Raw genomic sequence first — 23,325 nt, 5'->3', positions numbered from 1 at the left:
TGGGATCATGCTTCCCACCCCCTCCAAGACGTCCTGCCTGCCGGGCATCGTGGCGTGCGCGCTGGCGACGGCGGCCGCCCTGGCCGTCAACCGGTTCGTGCCGGGGCTCAGCCCGGCCACCGCCGCGGTGGTCCTGGGGGCGGCGCTGGCCACCGCCGGGGTGATCCGCGCGCCGCTGCGTCCCGGGCTGATGTTCGTCTCCAGGCGGGTGCTGCGCGCGGCGATCGTGCTGCTCGGGCTGCAGATCGCGGTGCCGCAGGTGCTCGCGCTCGGATGGCAGGCGCTCGCGGTCGTGGCCGCCGCCACGGGGCTCACGTTCGTGCTCACGCCACTGGCCGGCCGCCGCCTCGGCCTTTCCCCCGGTACGTCGCTGCTGGTCGCCACCGGCGTGTCGATCTGCGGGGCGGCGGCGATCGCGGCCATGCACGACAGTGCCGACAGCTCGGACGAGGACGCCGCGGGCGCGCTGAGCGTGGTGGTCCTCTACGGCAGCGCGGCCATCGTGGTACTGCCGCTGCTGGCGTCCTGGCTGGGGCTGTCGTACGAGCAGCTCGGGGTGTGGGCGGGAGCGGCCGTGCACGAGGTCGCCCAGGTGGCGGCGATCGGCGCGGCCACGGGCGTGCTGGCGACGGCGGTGACGGTCAAGCTGGCCCGAGTCGTGCTGCTCGCCCCCATCGTCGCGGTCACCACGTCCCTCCGCTGCCCGCGCAGCGCCTCCGCCCAGCCGACGGTGGCCGTGCCTGCTCAGCCGGCGGCGGCCGTGCCCTCCCGGCCGCTGGTGGCCGCGCCTGCTCGGCCGGGGCCGGCCGTGCCCGCCCACCCGGCGGTGGCCGGGGCCGCTCGGGCGGTGGTGGCCGGGGCCGCTGGGCGCGGTGTCACCCTCACCCGTCCGGTGGCACCGCCTGCCGCCGCTCCCGGGAGGAGGCCGCCGATCGTGCCGCTGTTCGTGGCCGGGTTCCTGGCTATGGTGGCGGTACGGAGCACGGGGCTGCTGCCCCCGGTGGTGACCGGGAACGTCCCGGCGGTCACGAACGCGCTGATGGCCGCCGCCCTGTTCGCCCTCGGCACGGGGATCGACCTGCGGAAGCTGCTCAAGGGCGGCCGGGTCATGCTGCTCGGCGGCATCGCCACCGGGCTCATCGGAACGATCTCGCTGGCGGGGGTGTGGCTGCTCGGGTGACGCGCGGACAGCATGATGGGTGCTGTGCTGACACGAATGTTATTGACGGTCGGTCTGGTCGCGGTCCCGCCCCCGGTGAACCAGCCGGTCTGGGAAGTGATCCGGATGCACAGTTTCGGCGGCTGCGACTCGATGTCGGCGGTCGTTCCGCTGAGCCGGAGCGACGTCTGGGTCTTCGGCCAGAGCGAGCCCATCGACGACGAATGCGCGGGGACCGCCCGTCCGGTGGCGCAGCACTGGGACGGCCGAGCCTGGCGGGCCGCAGAGCTGCCCGGCCGCCACTACGGCGCCATCGGCTCGGCGGGCGCGTCCTCGCCCGACAACGTATGGGCCTTCACCACGAGCGACACCGGCGAGTCCGCCGCCCTCCGCTACGACGGCCGTCGCTGGACGGACGCGGGCAGATCCGCCATGGGACCCCACCCCAACCTCAGCCGCGGCCTGGTGCTCGGCCGCCACCACGTCTGGGCCTTCGGCTCGGACGGCCATTCGGCGTCCTGGTTCTGGAACGGCCGCACCTGGCAGCGTCGAGCGCCGAGGGACGTCGTCCGGACCAGCGCCGTGTCGCAGAAGGACGTCTGGGCGATCGGTTGTTGCAGGGTCGCACACTTCGACGGCAAAGCCTGGAAGAAAGCCGCCTTTCCCGCCGGCCGCGACAAGGAGACCGTCAGCCTGACCGGCATTCTCGCGGTGGCCAAGAATGACGTCTGGGTCTTCGGCGACCGCGACGAGAAGCTGTTCGCCGCGCATTTCGACGGCCGCGCCTGGTCGCCGGTCGACGTCGCTCTCCCGGCCCCGGTGACACCCGCGTGGCGCCTCGGTGACGCGGTCGCGGACGGCCGGGGCGGCATCCGGGTGATCGCGGATCCACCGGATGACACGAGCTCCCGCGTGCTGTCCCGCTCGGCAGCGGGTCAGTGGTCGGTGAGCGCCCCTCAGGTCGCCGGCAAGGTGATCAAGCTGTGGGACCTGGCGCTCGTCCCCGGAACCACGGAGGTCTGGGCCGCGGGCACCGTACGGCAGAGCGAGAGCGACTCCACCTCCGCGGTCTTCGCCCTCAGATAGGTGACGCCAGGGGCCGAGGAGGCCCGGCTCCTGGCCCGCCGGGTCACGAGCAAGCGGGTCTCGTTCCGTGCACGGTGGAGTTCCGCAACGATGGGCTGTTCTCGCGGGATCAGCCGTTCTTCTGGTGGGAGCTGTACGGTTTGCGCCGGTGTGCTCGGCATGCCGAGCACACCCGGTCGCGGTGCGGCGGCACAGCTGGTGTCGTGCCTGCCGCGAGCGATGGGAACGGGCGGAGAAGCCGAGCTGGGCCGGTGCCCGATCGGGGAGAAGGTGATCAATCGCCTCCGAGACCGCCGTTCATTTTCCGGTTGACGGTCTGGGCTGATGCCCAGCCGGCTTCGACCGCACCTGGCGACTGGTCACCGACCCGCAGTGCTTCCAGCAGCGGTACGCATTCGGGGCGCGGACGCCACCTACGGGATATGCGGGAAGATCGGAACATGCCGATATCCATGCCATCCGCGGAACCGTGCCCCTTCTGCGACTACCTCGCCGGGCTGCACCCCGTCACCATCCTGGAACAGGGGGAGCAGGTCGCCATCCTGGTCACCCGTTGGCAGCGCGGGCAGGGGCACGTGTTGGTGATCCCGGTCGCCCACCGCCCGACGATCATGGACGTGGTCCCGGCGGAGGAGCAGCAATTGATGAACGCCGTGCGGCGGGCGGCCCGGGCCATCACAGCCGCCTACGACCCCGGGGGCATCGCCGTCTGGCAGAACAACGGAGCGCCCGCGCACCAGACCGTCCCCCATGTTCACTTCCATGTCGCCGGCACTCTTCCCGACGGCGGCACGCGGTCAGGCGAGGTCCCTCGTCTGGACCTCGATGAGACTGACGGGATCGCCAAGCGCCTGAGCCCTCATCTCTGAACCGGCCCGCCTGGGATAAATTTCCTGTTCTTCAATGCTGACGGCTGGTCATAGGCGGGCGGTCCACGCGTGGCCTGTGAGGACGTCGGCGCCCCTGGCCGGGAAGACGCGGTTGATCAGGAAATCGTGCACGTCCGGTTCCCCGTCGGCGCAGGCGTCGCTGAGCACGGTTACGTGGTAATCGCGGTCGGAGGCGTCGTAGAGGGTAGCGGCGATCATCGCCCCGGTCGCGACGCCGGTCAGCACGATCGAGTCGATGTGCTGGGCCCGCAGGAGCCGATCGAGGTCGGTCGCCGCGAACGCGCTGGCGCGGCGCTTGAGGACGACGGCCTCGCCCGGCAACGGCTCGATGCGTGGGTGCACGAGCGTCTCGGGAGATTCTTCGTGAAACCGCGTCCCCGCCCCGTGCAGGCCGGTGATCAGCTGGTTTCCCGCTGCCACATCAAGGCCTGAGGCCCGGAGCCCGAAACGGATGAAGATCACGGGGATTCCGGCGGCTCTGGCCGCGGGGAGAACCTTTTCCACGACGGGGAGCACGCCGGCGGCGAAGGGGTAGTTGTCCACGATGCCCGCCTGCAGGTCGCCGACGATGAGCGCGGTGCTGGTCATACGCTTTCCTTGTCTGTACGGCGCGCCATCGGCCATCCTCACGGTCGTATCCTTGGCACTGTTGTCGTCGATCTAGTACGACGATAGTGGGACAGATTCGCGTAAGGGCCATCGGCCGCGGCGTAGGCGGCCTGGGTCGTATGCCGGGCTATCAGGCTCCATGTCCACCACAGCCGGCCGCATAGACGGGGCGGATAACCGCAGACCCGAGGCCACATCCGAGTTTCCGCACCCCAAACGCTGCTGAAGGCCCGCTCACTCGACCTCCTCCCATCCGATCTCGCCGACCCGCCGGGTGCCTGATCCATCGCCCTGCCACGAAGCAGCGCGATGTGCCGCATCGCGAAATCGTTTGGGTGAGGAGCCGACTACGCGGCGAAATGCGGTGCTGAACGCGCTCTCGGATTCATAGCCGGTCGCGAATGCGAGTTCGGAGATCGATCGAGTGCCGCGACGCAGGGCATCGCGGGCGAGGCTCATTCGCCACTCGATCAAGTACTCCAGTGGTGCGGTTCCGACCTGCTTCTTGAAGGATGCGGCGAACGCCGAGCAGGGCCGCGTCGAGACGGTGCGCGCGAAGGGCACGTACGTGACCGGCGGCATGACGAGCGCCCCCGTATCGCCGTCGCGGCGCCTGGTTGAGGACCTGCGCGACGCGATCACCTCCGGTCGGCTCAAGCCGAGCGACCCGCTCCCGTCCGAGCAGGAGTTGATGGATACGTACGGGCTGGCCGCCATCACCATCACGCTGCGGAAACTCCGTCAGGAACGGCTCATCCAGCACCACCCCGGCCTGGGATCGCCGCGCCGAGCAGTGACAGCTGGTGCGGCGACCGGAAAGGTTCACCGCATTGCTCGCCAGTCGACGTAGTCAACTGAGCGCAGAGCGATGGCAAGTAAGCCCGGGCAGTCGCGAACCTTGAGGTTGCCGCGAACATCTAAGTGCACATGATGAAGACCTTTGCCTTGGGCCTGGTGGCCGCGGCAGCCACGGGAGCGCTGCTGAGCCACCCCGCCGAGGCGTCCGTCAAGCAGTACACCCACCCCTGCCAGGGCGTCAGCCACTGCACGGACGAGAAGACCGACGGTGAGGAGTGGATGGTCATGACGCCGGAGAAGAACTGGAAGAAGGTCATCTACCGCTTCCACCACCTCACCAAGCAGGCGCGCTCGGTCTGCGGCAGCGGCAGCGGCAGCCACGCGGGCAAGAAGCTGCATATCGCGATGATCCTCACGGCCTCCGGCAGCTCCAAGAGCAAGACCGTCGAGATCGAGGCCTCGGGACGCACGCCCCAAAAAGACTGCTTCTAGCCTTTATGAACGCCAGATTATCTATCGCTCGGGGCGAAAGCCCGACGCTGGTGCTGTGATCGGAAGCCTTCGCCGGGGCGGCCTGCCCTTACGTTGGCCCGCGTGCCAATGAGCAACCCGGCGAACCTTTCCGGTCACTGCGCCGCGAGATTTCCCTTGAATGGCCGCTTTCCCTCTCCATGATGAGTCGTCCTCCAAGTGGTGCACGCAGCCGGACATCCACTATGTAGGGATGACCGGCTGCGGCGAGCGCGAGGCGGCCAACCAACGCATTGAGCAAGCGTTGGGGGAATCATGATCCCCCAACGCTCGCTGCGGAATCCGTGCGGAATGATCAGGCTACTGAACGGCCTGCCTCCTACGCCGAAGCAGGGCAGAGGGCCCCTGGGTCGCCGGTCACGAATACCACTCGTAGTGGACGTTGGTCTTGGTCTCGGTGTTGAAGTCGATCTCGCCGTCGAGGTAGCGGTTCCACATGGTGGACAGTTTCGACGACCGTACGGTGCACCCGGCCCAGCGGACCCCCTTGGGACGGATGCTGCCGACGTAGTCGTAGCAGGATCCGACCTTCTTGCCGTTGACCCAGAGCCGGGCGTTCAGGCTGACGTCGTAGAGCTTCAGGCGAGTGATGCTCTTGATCCGCACCTTGATGCGGCAGGTGTCCTCGCACTTACCGAAGTAGATCTTGTAGTCGAGCAGGTGTGGACGAGCGGTGCTCTGCCCCAGTTCGGATGCCGAGGCCGCCGTCGGCGTCACCGCGATGACCCCGGTCGCGACGGTGGCGGCTAAGAGCATGCCGACAAGACTCCTGGTCATGTTTCCCCCATGGCCATGAAGAGCCGCTTCCCCCGTTGAAAGCGGCGCACTCCCTTCCGATTAACCATCAGGAAAGTGGAATGGTCAACATTTGTCCGCATTTGTACGGAGATTGTGATCTCCGTGGAAAACAAGTGTTTCTTGATCGCGAGTGTGGGACATCCCGACTGTCGCGCTGGTGGCTTTTTGCCCGGTCTGTTGGTGCTGTTGGCGGCTCGGTGAATCAGCCGTTGGTGGAGGACGAGGGTCGTACGAGCCGGAGATCTCCGGGCCGGCCGGCCGGAACGCTGCTTGAACTCGTCACCGCCCAGTCTGTCCAAGAATCCCGCCCAGAGGTCGAGCGCCGACGACCTGGTCGCCCGGCTGGCCTCGCCGACCGCGCTGCCGTCGCCGACCGCGCTGCCCTCGTCCGCGCGCCCTCCGGCGTCCGGGCTCCGCCGGACGACGATCCTGGCGTCGGCCGGTGCCGCGGCGGCGGCGCTGCTCGTCGCGGGCGGCCTGTTGATCAACGAGGGTGGCCGGCCGGTGGGATCGCCCCCGAGCAGAGCGTGACCTCACAGCCTCTCGTGCTCTCCGGCACTGGTCTCCGCAGGCCGCTCCGGGGGATCTTCGGAGGTCGGGCGGGAGGTCGGGCGGGAGGTCGGGCCCACCCCTGAATCGTCGCTCACCGCGGCGCTCGTGGGTTTCTTGGTGCGGGTCGGCTTGGGGGCGGGCGCCGAGGTCTTCGGCGGGGTGTCCGCCTGGGTCCGGGGGTGGCCTCGTCCGCCGTTCCGCCTTCTCGGTCTGCGCCGACGTCGTGGGCTCGGCCGTTGGAGCCGCCCCCGCCCCGACGCAATCGGCGCCCACGCTCCAGAATCCCTTCACCTGCATTCCCTCGATGTGCTGACCGGAGCTCACAGCCGCAGGAGCCGCCGCGCGTTCGTACGGCCGATCTTGACGAGGTCGTTCTCGTTCGGCTCCAGGCGGCGGCCTCGCGCAGTCGGCCGAGAACATGCGCCGACTTGCGAGAACCCGTTGATCAGCGCGCACACCAGCCCCAGCTCGGTCACGGCCGCGTCGGGGCCCCGCATGGGCAGCGCGGCGAAAAAGGCGAGCCGGTCGGGCCGCCGGCGATCTGCTAGGCCGCGTGGTCGTTGAGGCGGCATGCCCAGTCGGCTCGCGGTGCGCGGGCCAGGCGTCGGCCGTGAAGTGCGTGGCCGACTGCTCGACGATGTCCGGGTCGGTGGCCCCGAGGTGCTCTTCGAGCGCGATCTTGTCGACCGCCGGCGTCCTCGATCGAGAGAAGCGGGATGGGTGCGCGGTCCTCACCCCGTGAGAGCGGTCACGGCGGGGATGCGCGCGCCGGCCCTGTGCTCCCGGACCCCCAGCAGGAGGACCAGGCCGAGCAGCGGCCCCGCGGCGAGCGTGGCGAAGGCCCAGAAGAACGAGTGGGTCGCCTGGAACACCGCCCCGAGCACCACCGGCACGATCGTGCTGCCGAGCTGCCAGAACGCGTTCGTCGCCCCTGCCGCCGACCCGGCGAGCCGGACCCCGGCGAGCTCCGGGATCAGCGCGATCATCAGCGGGCTGTACACGTACGCCGCGATCCCCAGGAACGGCGCCACCCACAGGAACCCGGTCAGGCTGTCGCGGGTGCCGAACACGAGCAGCGTCACGACGAAGGCGGCGAGCACGGCGACGGCCGGGAGCTTGCGCCGGCCGCCGAACAGGTCGGACACCATGCCCATGCACGGCTTCGCCGCGATGGCGGCGACGCCGAAGATCGCGACCACGGTGCCGGCCTGCACGGGGGTCAGGTGACCGCCCTTGATCATCAGTGCGTTGGACCAGGTGATGAAGCCGTAGGTGCCCCACAGCGCGCCGAACCCGGCCAGGCCGAGCAGCCACAGGTCCCGGTCGTGGGCCAGCGGGCGCAGGTTCGGCACCGCGCGGGCGGCGGACGTGGCCTTGCCGTCGCGCAGGAGAAGCAGGCACAGCACCGCGACGGCCATCGAGGCGGCGCCGAACACGTGGTAGGAGGTACGCCACCCGGAGGCGGCGATGAGGCTCGGGACGACCGCGTTCGCGATCACCGTACCCAGCGAGGTGGCGGTCATGAACACGCCCATGGCGAACCCGCGGTCCTTGGACGGGAACCACTGGGAGATGAGCTTGACCCCGGCCGAGTAGTCGCACCCGGCGAACACCCCGACCCCGGCCTGGAACGCGATGCCCATCGCCACGGAATCCGTCCCGCCGAACAGGATCATGAACCCGCCGGCGAGGAAGAGCGAGCAGCCGACGACCACCCGGGGGCCCAGCCAGTCGGTCAGCACGCCGCCCGCGGCGTTGGAGACGACGTAGCCGACGTAGTAGCCGGTGGCGAAGACGCCGAGCCCGGCCAGCGACACGCCGAGGTGCTCGCCCACCGCCACCGAGGCGGGACCCCAGGTGGACCGGTCGACGGCGGTCATCGTGAAGGCGGCCCACGCCAGCGCCAGCACGACCCAGCGATACGGGCGGCGGACGGCGACCGGCTCCGCGGTGAGGTTCATGATGAACAAGGAATCACATGGAGCCGATGCGATTCATCGAAATCAAGTGTCCGGCAAATTTGTGGTTCGCATTGGCAAAGATGGTGCGGGACGCCTTTTGCCGGGAAATGAGAATACGCGACTCCGGCGGCTCCGGACGGCTGTGCCGGGAAACGGGCCAGGAATACTCTGGGGTGTGGAGGCTTGGCGCCGTTCGGTGCCTCACGGGAGTGGCAGGGCCCTCATGACATTTTTGTTGGATAAATCCACCTTTATTGGGCGAAGGTGGGAACTGTCGGCGGCGCGCAAGGCGCTGTCGAGGACGCGGCTGCTCACCCTGACCGGCCCCGGCGGGGTCGGCAAGACCCGGCTGGCGCTCAGGCTCGCGGACAACCTGCGGAACAAGTACCGGGACGGCGTCGAGGTGATCGAGCTCGCCACCCTGGAGACCGGCGAGCTGCTGGAGCCGGCGGTGGCCGAGGCCCTGGGGCTGCGCGGAGTTCACCCGGATCCCATGGGGCTGCTGGTGGAGCACCTGTCCAACAGGCGGATGCTGCTGGTCCTGGACAACTGCGAGCACCTGGACATGCTCTGCGCGCACTTCGTGGAACGGCTGCTGCACGCCACACCCCGCCTGCGGGTCCTGGTGACCAGCAGGCACTCGCTGGGCGTGCACGGCGAGCAGGTGCTCCCGGTCCCGCCGCTGTCCGTACCCGGCCCCGTCCCGGTGCTCCACGGGGGCCCGGCGCCCCACGAGGAGGCACCGGCCGGCCCGCAGACGCTCAGCCGCACCGTACGGGAGGCCGCCAGACACGACTCGGTGCGCCTGTTCGTGGAGCGCGCGGCGCACGTCGTGCCGGGCTTCTCCCTGAACGCGGGCAACCTCGCCTGCGTGGTGCGGCTGGTGCGGCGGCTGGAGGGGATCCCGCTGGCGATCGAGCTGGCCGCGGCCCGGCTGCGCACCCTGTCGCTGGAGGAGCTCGCGTACGAGCTGGACCGGCGCTTCGACGTGCTGGCCACCGGTGGCCCCATGGCCCTGCCGCGGCACCAGACGCTGCGGGCGACCATCCAATGGAGCTTCCGGCTGTGTTCGCCCGAGGAGCGGCGGCTGTGGGCCCGGCTGTCGATGTTCGCCGGAGGGGTCGATCTGGACACCGCGGAGACGGTGTGCGCGGGCGAGGGCATCGATCCGGCCGACGTGCTCGACCTCCTGGCCGGGCTGGTGGACAAGTCGGTCCTGTATCGGGGCGGGCTCGGCTTCCGCATGCTGGAGAGCCTGCGCGCGTACGGCTGCGAGCAGCTGACGCCCTCCGAGCGGCAATGGCTGCGCAGGCGCTTCGTCGGCCACTACCGCGAGCTGACGGAGACGCACCGGACCGACCAGTTGGTGTCCGACCAGCTGGATCGGTACCTGGCCCTGCGCCAGGAGCTGCCCAACATCCGCGTCGCGCTCCAGGCGTGCCTGAACGAGCCCGCGCTGGCGCCCCTGGGCCTGGGCACCGCGTCCGCGATGTGGTGCTTCTGGGTGCTCGCCGGCGCGCTCACGGAGGGCCGCTACTGGATCGAGCGCGGCCTGGAGCTGGTGCCGGAGCCCGGCCGGGCCAGGGCGACGGCGCTCTGGGCGGACAGCATGCTCGCCCTGCGCCAGGGAGATCTCGACGCGGCGATGCCGCTGCTGGAGGACTGCCGGGCCCTCGCCGGCAGATCGGGGAACGAGGACCTCGTGCCGTACGCCGTCCGGACCGCGGGCGTGGCCGCCTGCACCGCCGGCGACACCCGGCGCGGGCTCGCGCTGCTGCGCGAGTCGCTTGCCCTCCACCGGTCCCTGAACGACATGGACGGGCTCATGTTCAACCTCTACTTCGCGGCCGCGTATGGATCGACCGAGGATCCCGGTCTGGCCGCGGAGTTCGGCGAGGAGCTGCTGGCCCTGAGCGAGTCCCACCATGCGCTGGTGTCACGCGCGTACGCCCAGTTCGCGCTCGGCGTCGCGCGCTGGAACCTGGGCGACTACGAGCAGGCCGAGGCGCTCCTGACGTCGGCCGCGCGGTTCACCGGAGAGATCGACGACCGGTGGTGCCTGACCCAGTGCCTGGAAGTGCTGGCCTGGATCGCCGGCGCCCGGAAGGAGCACGAGAGAGCCGCCGAACTCCTCGGCGCGGCGCACGCGTTGTGGCAGGCGGCGGGCGCCTCACCCGAACGGCTCTGCTACCACGCGGTCTGGCACGAACGCTGCACGCGGCAGGCCCGCCACGCCCTCGGGAAACCGGCGTTCACGTCCGCCTTCCGCCACGGGACGAAGCTGGGCGTCGACCGCGCCGTCACCTACGCGATCCGGCCTCCCGAGGCCCAACCGGAGTTGCGGCACTTGTCCTGAGCGTTCATCGGGATCTCGAACCAGAAGGCATGGCCCGCGGCGCCCCAGCAGCAGGCCAGCCGCCGGAACACCCGCAGATCATGCGGCATCGGCGCGTCGTCCGCGGCCTCCGCCTCGACCTCGCAGCGCAGCATGCCGTCGGTGGCCCAGACGGTCAGCCGGTACGGCCCGGGCGCGTGCTCCTCGACATCGGCGACCAGCTGTTCCACCAGCAGCTCGGCGGCCTCTGCCAGCCCGTCGAGCCCCCATGAGGCCAGCCGGGCGTGGATGAGAGGCCGCGCCCGCGTGTCCGGTGACAGCGACCAGGTGGCGACCCGCTCACCCGGAACCTCGCTCTCGTCGGCGCCCAGGACCCTGGACTTGATCCAGTCCCAGGCCCGGCTCAGGACGCTCAGGTCGAGATGGTGTCCGGCGCCGTGGTTCATGAAGGCGTGGTCGTTCATGCGGGACTCCCACATGCGAGTCGATGGGTGGCGTATGCGGATGGGCACCGTGGCCGGTGCTTGCACATGGTTGATGTTTTCCTCGTTCCTCGATGGTGTTGTCGATGGATCCAGAGTGCGTACGGCGGCGCCGCGAGCGGCACGGGAGGGATACCCGGATGACTACCTAGCCGTCGAACGTAAGTACGCAGTCCCGGGCGTCTACGTTCTGTCAACGGCCCGCATATCGCCCATGAGTAACGTTTCCCCCCGCCAATTCACTAATCGAAGCAATGGGGGATTGCCTTGTCTGATTCCGCGCCCAGAGAATCCGGGCCGGCGCCGTTCACCGCGATTCGCGGTGACGAGCGGCACCACATTTACGCGGATCTCGCCGCCAGGGGGCCCGTCCACCCGATCACGACGCCGGCAGGCACGCAGGCGTAGCTGGTGACCGGCTACGCCGAGACCAGGGCGCTGCTGTCCGACCCGCGGCTGGTCAAGGGCGGCTGGACATCGGGGGCGTACGCGCACCAACTGCCCCAGGACGTGGCGCGCGGCGACCCGCAGGACGACCTGCTCTCCGACCTGATCGCGGCCCGCGACGACGGCGAGGGGCTCAGCCAGGACGAGCTGACGTCGATGATCTTCCTGCTGGTGATCGCCGGCCACGAGACGACGGTGAACCTCATCGGGAACGGCATGCGCTCCCTGCTCACCCATCCCGACCAGCTCGCCCTGCTCCGCAAGCGTCCCGAGCTCCTCGACCCGGCGATCGAGGAGCTCCTGCGCCATGACGGGCCCGTGCAGACCACCCTGTCGTACCGCACCGTGGAGCCCGTCGAGGCCGGCGGGGTGAGGCTCCCGGCGGGCTCGGTCGTGTACTTCGCGCTGGTCGCCGCCAACCGCGACCCGCGGGTCTTCCCCATGGGGGCCGCGCTGGACGTCACCCGGGAGGCCCCGACGCACGTCGCCTTCGGGCACGGAATCCACTACTGCGTCGGCGCGCCGCTCGCCCGGGTCGAGGCCCGCATCGCCTTCCGCACGCTGCTCGACCGCTTCCCCGACCTTCGCCTGGCGGTGCCCGCGGAGAGCCTGACCAGGACGCCGTCACTGCTCATGAACGGCCTGTCCGCCCTCCCCGTCCACCTGCGGCTCCCGGCGGCCGCTTGATCTAGAGTCGGCTCTAGCCCGTAGGCTCCGACGCGCGCCCAGCACCCCATCCACATCGCTAGGAGTCTGATCATGCGTTACCGCGTCCTCGGCGGCACGGGCATCGAGGTGAGCGTCCACTGTCTCGGCGCCATGATGTTCGGCGCGGTCGGCAACCCCGACCACGACGACTGCGCCCGCATCATCCACCACGCCCTCGACCAGGGCGTCAACTTCATCGACACGGCCGACATGTACTCGGCCGGCGAGTCCGAGGAGATCGTGGGCAAGGCGCTGCGGGGCCGCCGTGACGACGTCGTGCTCGCCACGAAGGTGCACTTCCCGATGGGGGAGGGGCCGAACCGGCGCGGCAACTCGCGGCGCTGGATCCTCAAGGAGGTCGAGGAGAGCCTCAAGCGGCTCCAGACCGACTGGATCGACCTCTACCAGGTGCACCGGCCCGACCACACGACCGACATCGAGGAGACGCTCGACGTGCTGGGCGACCTCGTCGGGCAGGGCAAGATCCGGGCGTTCGGCTGCTCGACGTTCCCCGCGGAGGACATCGTCGAGGCGCACCACGTGTCCGAGCGCCGCGGCCTGCGGCGCTTCAGGACCGAGCAGCCGCCGTACTCGCTGCTCGCCCGCGGCGTCGAGGCCGACGTGCTGCCCGTGTGCCGGCGGTACGGCATGGGCGTGCTGACCTGGAGCCCGCTCGCGTCCGGCTTCCTGACCGGCCGGTTCAGGAAGGGGCAGCCCATCGACCTGACCACCGGCCGCGCCTCGCTCAGCCCGAACCGCTTCGACCCCTCCATCCCCGAGAACGCCACCAAGCTGGAGGTGGTGGAGGAGCTGATCGAGCTCGCGACGGACCTCGGCTGCTCGCTGCCCGAGCTCGCGGTCGCCTTCCCCGCGGCGCACCCGGCCGTCACCTCGGTCATCATCGGCCCGCGCACCATGGAGCAGTTGGAGGCGACGCTCAAGGGAGCCGCGCTCACCCTCGACGACCGGACCCTCGACCGCATCGACGAGATCATCCCGCCGGGCACCGACCTCTACCGCGCCGACGGCGCCTGGCGCCGCCCGGCGCTGACGGACACCGCCCGCCGGCGCCGCCTGCCCGCCGACCGGTCCGCGGGCTGAACTCACGAGCCCAGGAGCCCACAAGCCCTCAGCTCAGGTCCAGCTCCGAGCCGCCGAACTTGTCCCGCAGGAACCGGCCCTGATCGCGCAGCGCCTGCTCGTCCCCCCGGTGGATGGCCTCGGCCACCTTGCGCAGCTGGGCGTCGAGCAGGCCGAGCTGGGCGAGCAGCTCCTCGTGCGCGCTGCGCTCCCGTCCGCCGCGGCGGGTGAGGGCGTAGCCGCGCGGCAGGTTCGCGTACGCCTCCAGGCTGGCGGGCAGGTACAGCCGGATCGTCTGCGACACCACGTGCAGCTGGTCGGGGGAGGCGGTGAGCTGCTCGGCGCGGTCCAGCACGCCCCTCAGGACCTCGGCCAGCGCGTCCACGGCCGCGTGCACGTCGCCGGGGAAGCGCCCGCCGATCCGCCGCAGCAGCCCGTCCAGGTCGGCCCTGAGCGCCCGCGTCTCCACCTCGGCGTGCGAGATCGTCAGCCGGATCCGGTCCGGCGGGGCCAGCAGCGCGCCCACCCCGTACAGCGCCACCACGACCACCGGCCAGAACGCGCCCGCCAGACCCAGGAAGTGGGCCACCAGGCCGAGCAGCGCCAGACAGGAGCCGGCGATGTTCCGGTTCGAGCCCAGGTAGCGCACGACGCGCTCACTGATAGCCACGGATCTCCTTGAACGCGCTGCTCAGCGACGTCTTGCGGGCGTCGAACACGGCGCCGCCGGTCAGCTCGGCGACCTTGCGCATCTCCTCGACGTCGCTCTCGCCGAACAGCACCACGAACGCCGGCGCCCGCCGGTCCTCCGGCAGCGCCCGGTAACGGGCCTCGAAGGCGGCGTAGTCGGAGCCGTCGGTGTTGTCGCCGTCGGTCATGAGCACGACCGAGGTGTAGTGCCCGGGCGTCACCGGGCGCTCGTAGGCGGCGGTCAGGCTGTCGTAGATCGCGGTGCCGCCGCCCGCGGACAGCCCTTCCGCGAACGCCTTGATCTGGGCGAGCACCGGCTGCGGGTCGCGTTCGGGCACGGTGAACGGGACCGGCCGCATCGGCGCGTCGCTGAACGGGATCATCGTGACGGCCTCGCGGTTGCTGAAGCGCGAGAACGCGCCGGAGGCGGAGGTGTCGGCGCCGGTCAGGGCGACCAGCGCCTGCCGCAGCGCGTCGATCCGCTCGCCCGCCATCGAGCCCGAGGTGTCCAGCACGAACCGGGTCTCCGCCGGGACCCGCACCTGGTTGAGGTAGGTGGCGATCAGCTCGTCGGCGGTGCTGCGCCGGTTGGGGAACGGCAGCTCGATCAGCTGCCTGCCGCCGAAGCGCGGGTCCGGGGCCACGCCCGGCGTGATCGGCCGGCGGTGGGTGCCGGTCATGATGTCCTTCTGCACGGCTGGGCTGCGCAGCCAGGCGGTGAGCTTGCCGTACAGGGCCTTCTTGGGCTCGGGGGCCGAGGCGAGCAGCGTGAGCGGGTAGTCGGCGGTCACCACGCCGTCGGACGGGTAGACGAGCGTCAGCGGCTCGCGCATCCCCAGCAGGACCGACTCGTAGTTGACCATGCCGTCCACGCGCCGGTCGCGGGCGTAGGCGTCGGCCAGCCACCCCGACGAGCCGGCCGTCAGGCGCTGCGCCGAGAAGAACTCCTTCAGCCGCGGCGTCACCGACGCGACCTGCTCGGCGCTGAGCGCGCCGTCCGCGTCCGACAGCGCCGCGGCCACCCCGACCAGGGCGGAGAAGCCGGAGTTGGAGGAGGCGGGGTTCGTCATGGCGAAGCCGAACCTGCCCTCCTTGGCCGCCCGCGCGATGTCGGCCCAGGTGACCTGCTTGCCGTCCCAGCCGAGCTCGCGGGCCTTGGCGGGCTTCAGCCCCAGCACGACGGGGGAGATCATGATCTTGGACTGGGTGGACAGCCTGGCCTGCGCGCCGTCGATCAGGGACAGGTAGCGGTTGGAGGAGAACCAGACCGCGTCCAGCCGGCCGTCGGCGCGGCCGCTCGCGACCTGCTCGGCGCCGTCGAGCGTGCCGGTGTAGGTGAGCCGCACCTTGACGCCGGCCTCCGCCTCGGCCCGCCGCAGCAGCGGCTCGAGGTCCTTGATCTCGCTGCCGGCCAGCACGCGGAGCACGTCGGGCGCGTCGACGGGCTCCTCGCCCCCGCCGCAGCCCGCCAGCAGGGCGGCGAGCAGGACGAGAGGCAGGACTCGTCTCATCGCTCGCCCTCCCGGGCCCGCTCCAGGTACGCCTTGGCGTGCCCCAGCTCGGCGGACAGGCTGTCGACGGTGGCCGCCATGTTGTCCACGGCCTTCGACCGGAACGCGTCGATCATGTCCATCGTGGCGTAGACGTTGTCGAACGCCTGCCGCAGCGTGTCCAGATCCACGGTCGTCGAGGCCGCCTGGTTCTGGATCGCGCCCGCCTGGGTGCGCAGCATCTCGCTGGTGGCCAGGATCAGGTCACCGGTCGTGGCGTTCAGCGCGGTGATCTGGTCGAGCACCAGCTTCTGGTTCGCCAGCGCCTGCGCGACCGTGACCGCCGTGCGCAGCGCCGCGACCGTGGTCGTGGTGGCGCGGTCCACGCCCTTGCTCAGCTCCAGGTTGTTCTTGCGTACGAGGTCGAGCGCCAGGTAGCCCTGGGCCGACACGGCGAGCTGAGTGAGCAGGTCCTGGTGGCGCTGGCGCACGGTGAACAGGGCGTCGGACCGCAGCGCCGTGGCCCGCTCCTCGTCGGCCAGCACGATGCGCTCCTCAAGAGCGGCGTCCATGGCCTGGGCCAGGACCGCGTACTCCTGCAGCCGGGTCATCGTCTCCCACAGGTTCGCCTTCTCGCCCTCGATGGCGGCGTTGTCGCGCAGCAGCTCGTCCTGGCCGGACTTCAGCGCGCGGATGATGTCGTCGATGTGCTTCTGCGCGGACTGGTACTTGGCGAAGTAGTCGCGCAGCCGGTCGCCGAACGGGATGAGGCCCAGGAGCTTGCGCGTCCCGCTGGCCGCCTGCTTCGGGTCCAGGTCCACGACGGTACGGCGCAGCGCCACCAGCTCCTTGGCGACCCTGCCCTGGGCGTCGGCGCCCTCGCCCCGGGCCGCGTTCAGGGCGGCGACCGGCCGCTTGAGCATGCGGTTGGCCACCTGGGAGGCCGACTTGATCTCGGTGTCGCCCATCGAGGAGATGTCGTGCACCTTGCGGGAGAACTCGGGGGAGCGGTGGTCGAGCCCGCTCAGCTCGCCGGCGAAGTCGCGGGCCTTGGCGGCCAGCTCGGCGGCGCGCTCGCCGGCGATCGGCAGCATGGTGGCCGCCGTCTCGGCCGGGACCGGGGCGACCGGCTCGGGCGGCGTGAGCACCAGATCGGACACGTGCGGGATCTCCTTGCTAGGGCCGGGCTGAGTCGATGGTGGTGATGAGCTGGTCCAGCCGCTCGTACGTGGGTGGTTCGACGACGTCCACCAGCTCGGCCGCCGCAGGCGCCCCGGTCTTGGCGACCAGGCCGGCGAACGCCTGAGGGTCGGTGGTGCGGAAGCCGTACGCGGCCGCCAGGCCCTGCAGCTCGGCGTCCTTCGTGAGCAGCTGCCCCACCCGGTCGCCCGGCTGGGTCAGCGGGACAAGCGTGTGCTTGCTGAGCACGGTCGGCGAGGGATAGATCAGCCGCATCTCGGGCTTGATCGCGCCGTCGCCGGCGAAGACGTGCGCCAGGTACTGCGCCTCGTAGACGACCAGCAGCGGCGTCTTGCCCGCGCCGAGCGCCAGGTAGTCGTCGAACGACGCCTCGCTGGTGGACTCGGAGAAGCCCTGGTCGAGCACGGCGGGGGCGATCATCGGGGCGATCTTGGCGATCTGGGCGTCGGAGGTGGGCACGTCCTCGCCGTTGGCGACGTAGCCGATGGCCGACAGGTACATGGCGGCCGAGTTGGAGGTACGGATGTCGGTGGTGGTGAGGAGGACCCGCTTACGAGCCGGGTAAGCAGAATTGCCGGGAAGCTGATCCCAGCGAGTGCCTTTGCCTATTAAATCCAGATATTTCCTAATATCGAGGATTTGGTAGCCTTTGCCGGAATCGCGGACCACGCCCGCCCCCGCCAGCAGCTTCGCGATCGGCTCGAACGTGGCCACCGCCATCGGCGAGTAGAACGGCGAATAGGTGGTGACCGCCTTGCGGTCGCGCTTGATCCGCTCGGCGGCGGGAACGCTTGAGGGGAAGGCGAAAGCGTAGCGGCTCAGGTCGACGTCGGTGACGATCTGCCGCGATCCCGCGGTGTCCACCTCGACCCGCAGCCCGTGCTTGGCGAAGGCCGCCTTGACCCGGGGGTCGTCGAAGAACGGCTTCTTCTCCGACCCGATGACCCCCCGCACCACCAGCGCCTCCGGGGCCTCGTCCGCCCGATTCCCCAAGAGGATCGCCACGACCGCCACCCCGGCCAGAACCGCCGCCAGAATGACACCGATCCAGCGCTTCATTGCATCCTGTTTCTAGAAATAACCCCCATGGCTGGAATTATGGGATGGCGATTGCCGGGTCCGCGCGGTCGGAAAGGCGACCGTACGGCAGAATTCATCCCCCGTTCACGGTTGGGGCGCCGGGTGATCCACCGCGCCGGGGGCCTGCTCGGGCGGAGCGGGAACGGGACGGGGCGCGGCACGCTGGGTGAGGGCGATGGCGGCGAGGATGACGACGGCGCCGACCGGCTGGTTCCAGCTGAGGCCCTCGCCCAGGATGGCCACCCCGGAGATCGCGGCGAAGACCGGCAGCAGGTAGGTGACCGTGGAGGTCGTGGTGACCCCGGCGCGGACCTGCACCCAGTAGAGCAGCAGGTACGCCAGCCCGGTGCCCAGCCCGCCGAGCCCGGCCAGGCTCCACCAGACCGCGGTGGGCGCGTGCGGGTCCACCAGCGGCACCCCGGCCAGCAGCGTGATCACGGCCAGCTGCACCGCGCCGCTGAGCAGCTGCCCGGCGGCCAGCACGACCGGCGGCTCGGGGCGCCGGCCGGTGATGAAGCGGCCCATGTAGGCGCCGCCGATCCCGTAGCAGGCCGCGGCGGCGAAGCAGGCCAGGCTGCCGCCGAGCTGCCCGCCGCCCATCGGCTGCCAGATCCCGAGCACGACCATGACGCCCGCGAAGCCGAGGCCGAGGCCCGCCACCCGGCCGGCGGTCGCCTTCTCGGTGCGCAGCAGCAGGGTGAAGGCGAGCGTGCAGAGCGGGGTGGTGGCGTTCCAGATGGCGGCGACCACGGAGGAGACGTACTGCTCGCCGTACGCGAAGAGGGTGAACGGCAGCGTGGTGAGCACGATCGAGGCGACCTGGAAGTGGCCCCACAGGCGCGGGTCGCGCGGCAGTCGCTTCCCGCCGAGCAGCACGGCCAGCAGGAGCACCAGCGCTCCGATGACCATCCGGCCGAAGGAGACCTGGAGCGGGTGGAGGGCCTCCACCGCGACCTTGATGAAGAAGAAGCTGTTGCCCCAGATGGCGGCGAGCAGCAGGAAACCGGGCAACCAAGGTTTGAGCACGGATGGAGCGTAGCGGTTGGCCCTGACGTATAACCATTTGAACGAGTGAGTACTCGCTCATTAGGATTGCCCGCTATGAACAGGAGGAGACGAAGGGTGCCGGCCATGGCGCCGGAAGACCGCCGTGCCGCGCTCATCGCCGCCACGCTCCCGCTGCTGCGCGAGTACGGCGCAGCGGTGAGCACCCGTCAGATCGCCGAGGCCGCGGGCGTGGCCGAGGGCACGATCTTCGGCGTCTTCCCCGACAAGGCCTCGCTGCTGCGGGCGACGCTCATGGTCGCGTTCGACTCGCGGCCGGCGGCGCAGGCGCTGGCGGGCATCGGCACGCGGGCCGAGCTGCGCGCGCGGCTGAGCGAGGCGGTCGCGATGCTGCGGACGGGGATGAGGGCCAACATCAACCTCATGGCCGTGCCCAAGGAGCTGATGGCCGACGACGCCGAGTTCTTCAAGCAGATCATGGAGGGCCGGCGCCTGATCGTGGACGGGCTCGCCGCCCTGATCGAACCCGACCGCGACCGGCTGCGCCGCTCGCCCGAGGCCACGGCGCAACTGCTGCTCGTGCTGATCGCGTCGAGCGAGCACCGCGGCTTCGGCCGGATCGGCGAGTTCGGCGACCTGGACGACGAGGAGATCGTCTCCGTTCTGCTCGACGGGCTGCTCGTGCGGCCCTCCCCCACCCCATCGACAGAAAGCGCCTCTTGATGCTGCTCCGTCTCCTGCGGGTCCAGCTCAGGCCGTACGGGAAAGAGATCACACTCGTGGTCCTCTTCCAGTTCGTGCAGACCCTGGCCACGCTCTATCTCCCCACCCTGAACGCCGACATCATCGACGACGGCGTCGTCAAGGGCGACACCGCAACCATCATGCGCATCGGGCTGGTGATGCTCGGTGTGACCCTCATCCAGATCGTCTGCTCGATCGTGGCCGTCTACTACGGCGCCCGGACCTCGATGGCCCTGGGCCGGGACCTGCGGGCCGCGATCTTCCGCCGGGTGCAGGACTTCTCCGCCCAGGAGGTCAACAGGTTCGGCGCCCCGTCCCTGATCACCCGGACCACCAACGACGTGCAGCAGATCCAGCTGCTCGTGCTGATGACGTTCACGATGATGGTGGCGGCGCCGATCATGTGCGTCGGCGGCATCGTGCTGGCACTGCGCCAGGACGCGGCGCTGTCGTCGCTGCTGCTCGTCGTGCTGCCCGTGATGATCGTCATCGTGGGCGTGATCGTGGTGCTGATGCGCCCGCTCTTCCGCACGATGCAGGAGCGCATCGACCGGATCAACCAGGTGCTGCGCGAGCAGATCACCGGCATCCGGGTCATCAGGGCCTTCGTCCGCGACAAGCATGAGCGCGAGCGCTTCGGCGAGACCAACGACCAGCTGACCGACGTGTCACTGCGGGTCGGGCGGCTGATGGCGCTGATGTTCCCTTCCGTGATGCTGGTGGTGAACGTCTCCAGCGTCGCCGTGGTGTGGTTCGGCGGCCACCGCATCGCCGACGGGAGCATGCAGGTGGGCGCGCTGACCGCGGTCATCTCCTACCTGATGCAGATCCTCATGTCGGTGATGATGGCGATGTTCATGTTCATGATGATCCCGCGGGCGGAGGTCTGCGCCGAGCGCATCGAGGAGGTGCTCGACACCGAGCCGACCGTGCACCCGCCGAAGGCCCCCGTCACCCCGGACAGACATCTCGGCGAGCTGGAGCTGCGGTCGGTGGACTTCCGCTATCCGGGCGCCGAGGAGCCGGTGCTCTGCGGCGTGAGCTTCGAGGCGCGGCCCGGCCGTACCACCGCGATCATCGGCAGCACGGGCAGCGGCAAGACGACGCTCCTCAACCTCATCCCGCGCCTGTTCGACGCGAGCGCCGGCGAGGTGCTGGTGGACGGCGTCGACGTGCGCGACCTCGACGGGGCCGCGCTCTCCCGGGCGGTCGGCCTGGTGCCGCAGTCGCCCTACCTCTTCTCCGGCACCGTCGCCTCCAACCTGAGGTACGGCAAGCCGGACGCGACCGACGAGGAGCTGTGGAAGGCCCTGGAGGTGGCCCAGGCCCGCGAGTTCGTCGAGGCGATGCCCGGCGGCCTCGAGGAGCCGATCTCCCAGGGCGGCACGAACGTCTCCGGCGGCCAGCGCCAGCGCCTGGCCATCGCCAGGACCCTGGTGCACCGGCCCGAGATCTTCCTGTTCGACGACTCCTTCTCCGCCCTCGACTACGCCACCGACGCCCGGCTGCGCGCGGCGCTGGCCGAGGAGATCGCCGACGCCACGATCGTCATCGTGGCCCAGCGGGTGAACACCATCCGCGACGCCGACCGCATCCTCGTCCTCGACGACGGCCGCGTGGTCGGCAGCGGCCCCCACGCCGAACTCATGACGACCTGCCCGACCTATCGGGAGATCGTGCTGTCCCAGCTCACCGAACAGGAGGCCGCGGCATGACGACTCAAGCGCCCGCGCGCCGGCCCCAGCCCGGTTTCGGGCCGGGCAGGATGATGTCCGGGCCCGCCGAGAAGGCCCTCGACTTCGGCGGCACGCTCCGCAGCCTGCTGCGGCTGCTGCGCCCCGAGCGCACGCTGCTGGCCGTCGTCCTGGCCCTCGGCACGGCCAGCGTCGCGCTGACCGTGACGGGCCCCAAGATCCTCGGCTACGCCACGGACCTGATCTTCGCCGGCATCATCGGGGCCCAGCTGCCCGCCGGGGCCACCAAGGAACAGGCCGTGGCGGGGCTGCGTGCCAACGGCCAGGGCACGTTCGCCGACCTGGTGTCGTCGATGAACGTGGTGCCCGGCCAGGGCATCGACTTCACCGCGCTGGCCCAGGTGCTGGCCTGGGTGCTGGCGATCTACGTGCTGGCGGCGCTGCTCGGCATCGTGCAGTTCCGGCTGACCACGACCGTCGTGCAGCGGGCGGCGTTCCGGCTGCGCGAGCGGATCGAGGCCAAGCTGGCGCGGCTGCCGCTGAGCTACTTCGACGGCCAGCCGCGCGGCGAGATCCTCAGCCGCGCCACCAACGACACCGACAACATCGCCCAGACGCTGCAGCAGACGATGAGCCAGCTCATCTCCTCGGTGCTGACGGTCGTGGCGGTGCTCGTGGTGATGTTCTGGATCTCGCCCGTCCTGGCCCTCATCGCGCTGGTCAGCGTGCCGGTGTCGGTCTACGTCACCACCGTCATCGGCAAGCGCTCGCAGCCGCAGTTCATCAAGCAGTGGTCCTCGACGGGCAAGCTCAACGGCCACATCGAGGAGATGTACGGCGGCCACACGCTGGTCAAGGTGTTCGGCAGGCAGAAGGAGGCCGCCGAGATCTTCGAGCAGCACAACGACGCCCTGTTCACCTCCAGCTTCCGCGCCCAGTTCATCTCCGGGATCATCCAGCCGGCGATGATGTTCATCGGCAACCTCAACTACGTGCTGGTCGCTGTGGTGGGCGGGTTCAAGGTGGCCTCGGGCTCGATCTCGCTGGGCGACGTGCAGGCCTTCATCCAGTACTCGCGGCAGTTCAGCCAGCCGCTCACCCAGGTGGCCGGCATGGCGAACCTGGTGCAGTCGGGCGTCGCCTCGGCCGAGCGGGTCTTCGAGCTGCTGGAGGCTCCCGAGCAGTCGCCGGAGCCGGCCAAGCCGGAGCGGCCGGCGCAGGTCAGGGGCCGGGTGGCGTTCGAGAACGTGTCCTTCCGGTACGCGCCGGACCGGCCGCTGATCGAGAACCTGTCGCTGACCGTGGAGCCCGGCCAGACCGTGGCCATCGTCGGCCCCACGGGAGCGGGCAAGACGACGCTGGTCAACCTCATCATGCGCTTCTACGAGGTGACCGGCGGTCGCATCACGCTCGACGGCGTCGACGTCGCCGAGATGTCCAGGGAGGAGCTGCGCGCCAACATCGGCATGGTGCTGCAGGACACCTGGCTGTTCGGCGGCACGATGGCGGAGAACATCGGCTACGGGGCGGAGGGCGCCACCCGCGAGCGGATCGAGGCCGCCGCGGAGGCCGCCCACGTGGACCGCATCGCGCACACGCTGCCCGACGGCTACGACACGGTGATCGACGAGGAGGGCGGGACGGTCAGCGCTGGTGAGAAGCAGCTGATCACGATCGCCCGGGCGTTCCTGTCCGAGCCGGCGATCCTGATCCTGGACGAGGCCACCAGCTCGGTCGACACCCGGACCGAGGTGCTCATCCAGCGGGCGATGAGCTCGCTGCGCGAGGGGCGCACCAGCTTCGTGATCGCCCACCGGCTGTCCACGATCCGCGACGCCAGCCTGATCCTCGTCATGGAGGACGGCCGGATCGTGGAGCAGGGCACGCACGAGTCGCTGCTGGCCGAGGGCGGGGCCTACGCCCGCCTGTACTCGGCCCAGTTCGCCGAGGCCGTCGTGGAGGTGGACTAGACGCGTTCCCCGGCGG

23 protein-coding genes are annotated in these 23,325 nt (G+C 70.2%); 12 read left to right on the top strand and 11 right to left on the bottom strand.

Going from position 1 to position 23,325, the window contains the following annotated elements; genetic code table 11:
* Positions 1 to 7 precede the first annotated feature (7 nt).
* The 3 genes from ACWDRB_RS26975 (at position 8) to ACWDRB_RS26965 (ending at position 3,114) form a co-directional block, all read left to right on the top strand.
* Positions 8 to 1,180 (top strand): YeiH family protein, encoded by a 1,173-nt coding sequence (locus ACWDRB_RS26975; protein ID WP_449898040.1) that lies wholly within the window; start codon positions 8 to 10, stop codon positions 1,178 to 1,180.
* A gap of 36 nt (positions 1,181 to 1,216) precedes the next feature.
* The gene (locus tag ACWDRB_RS26970; RefSeq protein WP_449898038.1) at positions 1,217 to 2,245 is read left to right on the top strand and encodes a hypothetical protein; all 1,029 of its coding nucleotides are present in this window, start codon (positions 1,217 to 1,219) and stop codon (positions 2,243 to 2,245) included.
* A 452-nt stretch (positions 2,246 to 2,697) separates the two neighbouring features.
* Positions 2,698 to 3,114, top strand: a complete 417-nt coding sequence (locus tag ACWDRB_RS26965) for an HIT family protein (protein ID WP_449898035.1) — start codon at positions 2,698 to 2,700, stop codon at positions 3,112 to 3,114.
* Positions 3,115 to 3,162: 48 nt separating this feature from the next.
* On the opposite strand, the gene ACWDRB_RS26960 is transcribed toward ACWDRB_RS26965, so the two are convergent.
* Together ACWDRB_RS26960 and ACWDRB_RS26955 are read right to left on the bottom strand one after the other, a co-directional pair.
* Complete coding sequence (locus ACWDRB_RS26960; protein WP_449898033.1) at positions 3,163 to 3,723, bottom strand: cysteine hydrolase; 561 nt, start codon at positions 3,721 to 3,723, stop codon at positions 3,163 to 3,165.
* Positions 3,724 to 3,978: 255 nt separating this feature from the next.
* On the bottom strand, positions 3,979 to 4,326 hold the full coding sequence (locus ACWDRB_RS26955) for a helix-turn-helix domain-containing protein (protein ID WP_449898031.1): 348 nt from the start codon (positions 4,324 to 4,326) through the stop codon (positions 3,979 to 3,981).
* On the opposite strand from ACWDRB_RS26955, the gene ACWDRB_RS26950 reads away from it, so the two are divergent.
* Together ACWDRB_RS26950 and ACWDRB_RS26945 are read left to right on the top strand one after the other, a co-directional pair.
* A complete protein-coding gene (locus ACWDRB_RS26950; protein ID WP_449898029.1) occupies positions 4,250 to 4,594 on the top strand; it encodes a GntR family transcriptional regulator in 345 nt (114 codons plus the stop codon). The genes ACWDRB_RS26955 and ACWDRB_RS26950 overlap by 77 nt on opposite strands.
* A gap of 77 nt (positions 4,595 to 4,671) precedes the next feature.
* On the top strand, positions 4,672 to 5,034 hold the full coding sequence (locus ACWDRB_RS26945) for a hypothetical protein (protein ID WP_363971286.1): 363 nt from the start codon (positions 4,672 to 4,674) through the stop codon (positions 5,032 to 5,034).
* A 396-nt stretch (positions 5,035 to 5,430) separates the two neighbouring features.
* Here ACWDRB_RS26945 and ACWDRB_RS26940 read toward each other — a convergent pair whose 3' ends face one another.
* The gene (locus tag ACWDRB_RS26940) at positions 5,431 to 5,850 is read right to left on the bottom strand and encodes a hypothetical protein (RefSeq protein WP_449898024.1); all 420 of its coding nucleotides are present in this window, start codon (positions 5,848 to 5,850) and stop codon (positions 5,431 to 5,433) included.
* A 291-nt stretch (positions 5,851 to 6,141) separates the two neighbouring features.
* On the opposite strand from ACWDRB_RS26940, the gene ACWDRB_RS26935 reads away from it, so the two are divergent.
* Complete coding sequence (locus tag ACWDRB_RS26935; RefSeq protein ID WP_449898022.1) at positions 6,142 to 6,402, top strand: hypothetical protein; 261 nt, start codon at positions 6,142 to 6,144, stop codon at positions 6,400 to 6,402.
* Between the two features lie 341 nt (positions 6,403 to 6,743).
* Here the strand turns inward: ACWDRB_RS26935 and ACWDRB_RS26930 are convergent, their stop codons facing one another.
* Together ACWDRB_RS26930 and ACWDRB_RS26925 are read right to left on the bottom strand one after the other, a co-directional pair.
* Positions 6,744 to 6,920, bottom strand: coding sequence for a hypothetical protein (locus tag ACWDRB_RS26930; protein WP_449898387.1), 177 nt, complete (start codon positions 6,918 to 6,920; stop codon positions 6,744 to 6,746).
* A gap of 234 nt (positions 6,921 to 7,154) precedes the next feature.
* Positions 7,155 to 8,384, bottom strand: a complete 1,230-nt coding sequence (locus tag ACWDRB_RS26925) for an MFS transporter (RefSeq protein ID WP_449898020.1) — start codon at positions 8,382 to 8,384, stop codon at positions 7,155 to 7,157.
* 223 nt (positions 8,385 to 8,607) lie between these two features.
* On the opposite strand from ACWDRB_RS26925, the gene ACWDRB_RS26920 reads away from it, so the two are divergent.
* Positions 8,608 to 10,740, top strand: coding sequence for an ATP-binding protein (locus ACWDRB_RS26920; RefSeq protein ID WP_449898018.1), 2,133 nt, complete (start codon positions 8,608 to 8,610; stop codon positions 10,738 to 10,740).
* On the opposite strand, the gene ACWDRB_RS26915 is transcribed toward ACWDRB_RS26920, so the two are convergent.
* Positions 10,689 to 11,183: a hypothetical protein gene (locus ACWDRB_RS26915; protein WP_449898016.1), complete on the bottom strand. Its 495-nt coding sequence runs from the start codon at positions 11,181 to 11,183 to the stop codon at positions 10,689 to 10,691. The genes ACWDRB_RS26920 and ACWDRB_RS26915 overlap by 52 nt on opposite strands.
* Before the next feature lie 429 nt (positions 11,184 to 11,612).
* On the opposite strand from ACWDRB_RS26915, the gene ACWDRB_RS26910 reads away from it, so the two are divergent.
* Together ACWDRB_RS26910 and ACWDRB_RS26905 are read left to right on the top strand one after the other, a co-directional pair.
* Positions 11,613 to 12,335, top strand: coding sequence for a cytochrome P450 (locus tag ACWDRB_RS26910; RefSeq protein ID WP_449898014.1), 723 nt, complete (start codon positions 11,613 to 11,615; stop codon positions 12,333 to 12,335).
* A 72-nt stretch (positions 12,336 to 12,407) separates the two neighbouring features.
* Positions 12,408 to 13,457, top strand: coding sequence for an aldo/keto reductase (locus tag ACWDRB_RS26905; RefSeq protein WP_449898012.1), 1,050 nt, complete (start codon positions 12,408 to 12,410; stop codon positions 13,455 to 13,457).
* 28 nt (positions 13,458 to 13,485) lie between these two features.
* Here the strand turns inward: ACWDRB_RS26905 and ACWDRB_RS26900 are convergent, their stop codons facing one another.
* The 5 genes from ACWDRB_RS26900 to ACWDRB_RS26880 form a co-directional block, all read right to left on the bottom strand.
* Positions 13,486 to 14,106 carry a hypothetical protein gene (locus tag ACWDRB_RS26900; protein WP_449898009.1) on the bottom strand — a complete coding sequence of 207 codons (621 nt, stop codon included), beginning with the start codon at positions 14,104 to 14,106 and terminating at the stop codon, positions 13,486 to 13,488.
* On the bottom strand, positions 14,093 to 15,637 hold the full coding sequence (locus ACWDRB_RS26895) for a substrate-binding domain-containing protein (RefSeq protein WP_449898007.1): 1,545 nt from the start codon (positions 15,635 to 15,637) through the stop codon (positions 14,093 to 14,095). The genes ACWDRB_RS26900 and ACWDRB_RS26895 overlap by 14 nt, the downstream gene beginning before the upstream one ends.
* The gene (locus ACWDRB_RS26890) at positions 15,634 to 16,776 is read right to left on the bottom strand and encodes a toxic anion resistance protein (RefSeq protein WP_449898004.1); all 1,143 of its coding nucleotides are present in this window, start codon (positions 16,774 to 16,776) and stop codon (positions 15,634 to 15,636) included. Before ACWDRB_RS26890 ends, ACWDRB_RS26895 begins: the two co-directional genes overlap by 4 nt.
* Before the next feature lie 16 nt (positions 16,777 to 16,792).
* A complete protein-coding gene (locus ACWDRB_RS26885) occupies positions 16,793 to 17,875 on the bottom strand; it encodes a hypothetical protein (protein WP_350727463.1) in 1,083 nt (360 codons plus the stop codon).
* Positions 17,876 to 17,980: 105 nt separating this feature from the next.
* A complete protein-coding gene (locus ACWDRB_RS26880; protein ID WP_449898000.1) occupies positions 17,981 to 18,922 on the bottom strand; it encodes a DMT family transporter in 942 nt (313 codons plus the stop codon).
* 105 nt (positions 18,923 to 19,027) lie between these two features.
* Between ACWDRB_RS26880 and ACWDRB_RS26875 the strand changes: the two genes are divergently transcribed.
* From ACWDRB_RS26875 to ACWDRB_RS26865, 3 genes are read left to right on the top strand one after another with little or no spacing between them, the layout of a single operon-like run.
* Positions 19,028 to 19,624: a TetR/AcrR family transcriptional regulator gene (locus ACWDRB_RS26875; protein ID WP_397366395.1), complete on the top strand. Its 597-nt coding sequence runs from the start codon at positions 19,028 to 19,030 to the stop codon at positions 19,622 to 19,624.
* Entirely contained in the window at positions 19,624 to 21,360 is a 1,737-nt protein-coding gene (locus ACWDRB_RS26870; protein ID WP_449897995.1) for an ABC transporter ATP-binding protein, read from the top strand. The genes ACWDRB_RS26875 and ACWDRB_RS26870 overlap by 1 nt, the downstream gene beginning before the upstream one ends.
* A complete protein-coding gene (locus tag ACWDRB_RS26865) occupies positions 21,357 to 23,309 on the top strand; it encodes an ABC transporter ATP-binding protein (protein ID WP_449897990.1) in 1,953 nt (650 codons plus the stop codon). The genes ACWDRB_RS26870 and ACWDRB_RS26865 overlap by 4 nt, the downstream gene beginning before the upstream one ends.
* Positions 23,310 to 23,325 lie beyond the last annotated feature (16 nt).

The sequence above is a fragment of the Nonomuraea sp. NPDC003707 genome (genome assembly GCF_053587055.1).
This window is presented reverse-complemented; position numbering and strand designations above follow the sequence as displayed.

Excerpts from the sequence above, each read along its gene's own strand:
- ACWDRB_RS26975 (WP_449898040.1), top strand. The coding sequence starts at position 8 with ATGCTTCCCACCCCCTCCAAGACGTCCTGCCTGCCGGGCATCGTGGCG.
- ACWDRB_RS26970 (WP_449898038.1), top strand. The coding sequence starts at position 1,217 with ATGTTATTGACGGTCGGTCTGGTCGCGGTCCCGCCCCCGGTGAACCAG.
- ACWDRB_RS26965 (WP_449898035.1), top strand. The coding sequence starts at position 2,698 with ATGCCATCCGCGGAACCGTGCCCCTTCTGCGACTACCTCGCCGGGCTG.
- ACWDRB_RS26960 (WP_449898033.1), bottom strand. The coding sequence starts at position 3,723 with ATGACCAGCACCGCGCTCATCGTCGGCGACCTGCAGGCGGGCATCGTG.
- ACWDRB_RS26955 (WP_449898031.1), bottom strand. The coding sequence starts at position 4,326 with ATGCCGCCGGTCACGTACGTGCCCTTCGCGCGCACCGTCTCGACGCGG.
- ACWDRB_RS26945 (WP_363971286.1), top strand. The coding sequence starts at position 4,672 with ATGATGAAGACCTTTGCCTTGGGCCTGGTGGCCGCGGCAGCCACGGGA.
- ACWDRB_RS26940 (WP_449898024.1), bottom strand. The coding sequence starts at position 5,850 with ATGACCAGGAGTCTTGTCGGCATGCTCTTAGCCGCCACCGTCGCGACC.
- ACWDRB_RS26930 (WP_449898387.1), bottom strand. The coding sequence starts at position 6,920 with ATGCGGGGCCCCGACGCGGCCGTGACCGAGCTGGGGCTGGTGTGCGCG.
- ACWDRB_RS26925 (WP_449898020.1), bottom strand. The coding sequence starts at position 8,384 with ATGAACCTCACCGCGGAGCCGGTCGCCGTCCGCCGCCCGTATCGCTGG.
- ACWDRB_RS26920 (WP_449898018.1), top strand. The coding sequence starts at position 8,608 with ATGACATTTTTGTTGGATAAATCCACCTTTATTGGGCGAAGGTGGGAA.
- ACWDRB_RS26915 (WP_449898016.1), bottom strand. The coding sequence starts at position 11,183 with ATGAACGACCACGCCTTCATGAACCACGGCGCCGGACACCATCTCGAC.
- ACWDRB_RS26905 (WP_449898012.1), top strand. The coding sequence starts at position 12,408 with ATGCGTTACCGCGTCCTCGGCGGCACGGGCATCGAGGTGAGCGTCCAC.
- ACWDRB_RS26895 (WP_449898007.1), bottom strand. The coding sequence starts at position 15,637 with ATGAGACGAGTCCTGCCTCTCGTCCTGCTCGCCGCCCTGCTGGCGGGC.
- ACWDRB_RS26885 (WP_350727463.1), bottom strand. The coding sequence starts at position 17,875 with ATGAAGCGCTGGATCGGTGTCATTCTGGCGGCGGTTCTGGCCGGGGTG.
- ACWDRB_RS26875 (WP_397366395.1), top strand. The coding sequence starts at position 19,028 with ATGGCGCCGGAAGACCGCCGTGCCGCGCTCATCGCCGCCACGCTCCCG.
- ACWDRB_RS26870 (WP_449897995.1), top strand. The coding sequence starts at position 19,624 with ATGCTGCTCCGTCTCCTGCGGGTCCAGCTCAGGCCGTACGGGAAAGAG.
- ACWDRB_RS26865 (WP_449897990.1), top strand. The coding sequence starts at position 21,357 with ATGACGACTCAAGCGCCCGCGCGCCGGCCCCAGCCCGGTTTCGGGCCG.